General features: G+C 36.8%; 2 protein-coding genes. Both read right to left on the reverse strand.

Annotated features, from left to right (window positions below):
- Nucleotides 1–44: 44 nt before the first annotated feature.
- Nucleotides 45–1,331 carry a phosphopyruvate hydratase gene (gene eno / locus HMPREF0528_RS03460; protein WP_004895162.1) on the reverse strand — a complete coding sequence of 429 codons (1,287 nt, stop codon included), beginning with the start codon at nt 1,329–1,331 and terminating at the stop codon, nt 45–47.
- Between the two features lie 177 nt (nt 1,332–1,508).
- Nucleotides 1,509–2,093: a phosphatase PAP2 family protein gene (locus HMPREF0528_RS03465; RefSeq protein ID WP_004895163.1), complete on the reverse strand. Its 585-nt coding sequence runs from the start codon at nt 2,091–2,093 to the stop codon at nt 1,509–1,511.
- Between the last annotated feature and the right edge of the window lie 185 nt (nt 2,094–2,278).

The following is a 2,278-nucleotide window of genomic DNA, read 5'->3' on the forward strand; positions in this document are numbered from 1 at the left end:
GAGATTGATCAAAAATCAATCTCTTTTTTTAATATCAACTTATATTAATCTAAGTCAACGTTGTCTGGGAAGAATGCTAAACGTTCACCCTTACCAAGTTCTTCTTCGATTTCAAGTAAACGGTTGTACTTTTCAACACGTTCTGAACGAGCTGGAGCACCAGTCTTCAATTGACCACCGTTAACAGCAACTGCGAAGTCAGCGATGAAAGTATCACCAGTTTCACCTGAACGGTGAGAAATCATAGTGTTGTAACCATTCTTACGTGAAAGACGAATAGTTTCAAGAGTTTCAGTAACAGTACCGATTTGGTTCAACTTGATTAATGAAGCGTTACCAGCACCTTCGTGAATAGCCTTGTTCAAAAGCTTAGGGTTAGTACAAATGAAGTCGTCAAGAACGATTTGGATACGGTCCTTGTGACTTTGAGTAAACTTAACCATACCTTCAACATCGTTTTCATCGTATGGGTCTTCCATAGAAATTAATTCTGGGAATTCGTCAAGTAACTTGTCGTAGTAGTCTGCCAATTCTTCGTCAGTAAGAACTTTACCTTCAAGGTGGTACTTGCCGTCTTCTTTGTTGTAGAAGTATGAAGCAGCACAGTCACATGCAATAGCAATATCTTCACCTGGCTTGTAACCAGCCTTGATGATTGATTCATGTAATGCTTTCAAAGCTTCTTCTGAGTTCTTCATGTTAGGAGCGAAACCACCTTCGTCACCTAAGCCAGTTTCGTAACCCATATCTTCAAGAACTTTCTTCAAAGTGTGGTATACGTTAACGATCTTTTCAAAACCATCACGGAATGAAGTCTTAGCAACTGGGGTAATCATGAATTCTTGAATATCGATACCGTTGTCTGCGTGTTCACCACCGTTAATAACGTTGTGGAAAGTTTGAGGCATTTCAAGGTCAGTACCACCAAGGTAACGGTATAATGGTTGGTGGTTATCCTTAGCAGCTGCAGCAGCAGTAGCCATAGATACACCTAAGATAGCGTTAGCACCAAGACGGCCCTTGTTTGGAGTACCATCTAAAGCAATCATAGTTGCGTCGATGTTTGGTTGATCATGTGGATCTAATCCCTTTAAAGCGTCGTTGATTTCAGTGTTAACGTTGTTAACAGCGTTCATAACACCTTTACCACCAAGGCGTGAACCACCATCACGTAATTCAACAGCTTCGTTTTCACCAGTTGAAGCACCAGATGGAACTTCAGCCTTACCTACAACACCGTTTGAAAGAGTAACGAAAACTTCAACAGTTGGGTTACCACGTGAATCAAAGATTTCAAGTGCATGTATATTCTCAATAACTGATTTGAGCATTAAAAAAATCCTCCTTAAATTTGTGGCGAAAAATACAAACTAACCGAATTGGCATCTAGTCAGTGTTTTTTCGTCGCTTTTAGGCATAGCCCTTTTGACTACAGATTTATTTTAAAGCAACTTTGTGAGTATGTAAACTAAAGAAAGCAATTATTTTTTTATAAAAAAGATCGACCATTAAAAGGCCAATCCTAAAAGTTGCTGTGCAATTGTAAAACAAAATAGGGCTAAAGTTGTTGCTCCTAAAACATCAGATGGATAGTGTGCACGCATATTTAAACGTGACACTACTACCAATCCCCATGCGATTATCAAAGTAATTAAGAGCCAGATTCCCATAATATGACCAAAGATTTGCCATAACATTAATGACATAATAGTTGCGCTTAACACATGTCCACTAGGAAAGCTATAGCCATCTCGATAGGTTCTCATTGACAAGGGTCTTTTTCTTTTAACTGAATGCTTTAAAAAGATTCCAACTGCATCAGTTACTGCCAAAGTACCTAAAGACCAAAGAGCAAGCCAGGGGTGATGAAACAAAACTAATAGGCCTGCTAATAAAAAGTCCCAAACAACAATTACCTTAGGCTCATTTAAGACTGTAATAACTTTCCAAATTTTACCGTCTCTATTTTTAACAAGCTTATGGTGCAATAAATGATCATAAAAATTAAATAGACGAGAATTTCTAATGTTAAATATTAATCCTAAAAGAATCAATGCCGAAATCAGCAATTGAATTAAACAATGCAATTTCACTTTTACTTAACCTCAATTAATTGTACTAATAAATATTGTAACAGCAAAAAATAAAGCACATGTGTTTTTAAATTTTATTTAACTATTTCAATAAAAATAAGAATGAGATTTCATCCTGAGCAAATATTTGGCGATCAAAGTGTATAAAAAAGCCCGTAAGATTAACACTTACGGACCAAATTTAA

The organism is Lactobacillus johnsonii ATCC 33200 (genome assembly GCF_000159355.1).
GTDB classification, from domain to species: Bacteria; Bacillota; Bacilli; order Lactobacillales; family Lactobacillaceae; genus Lactobacillus; species Lactobacillus johnsonii.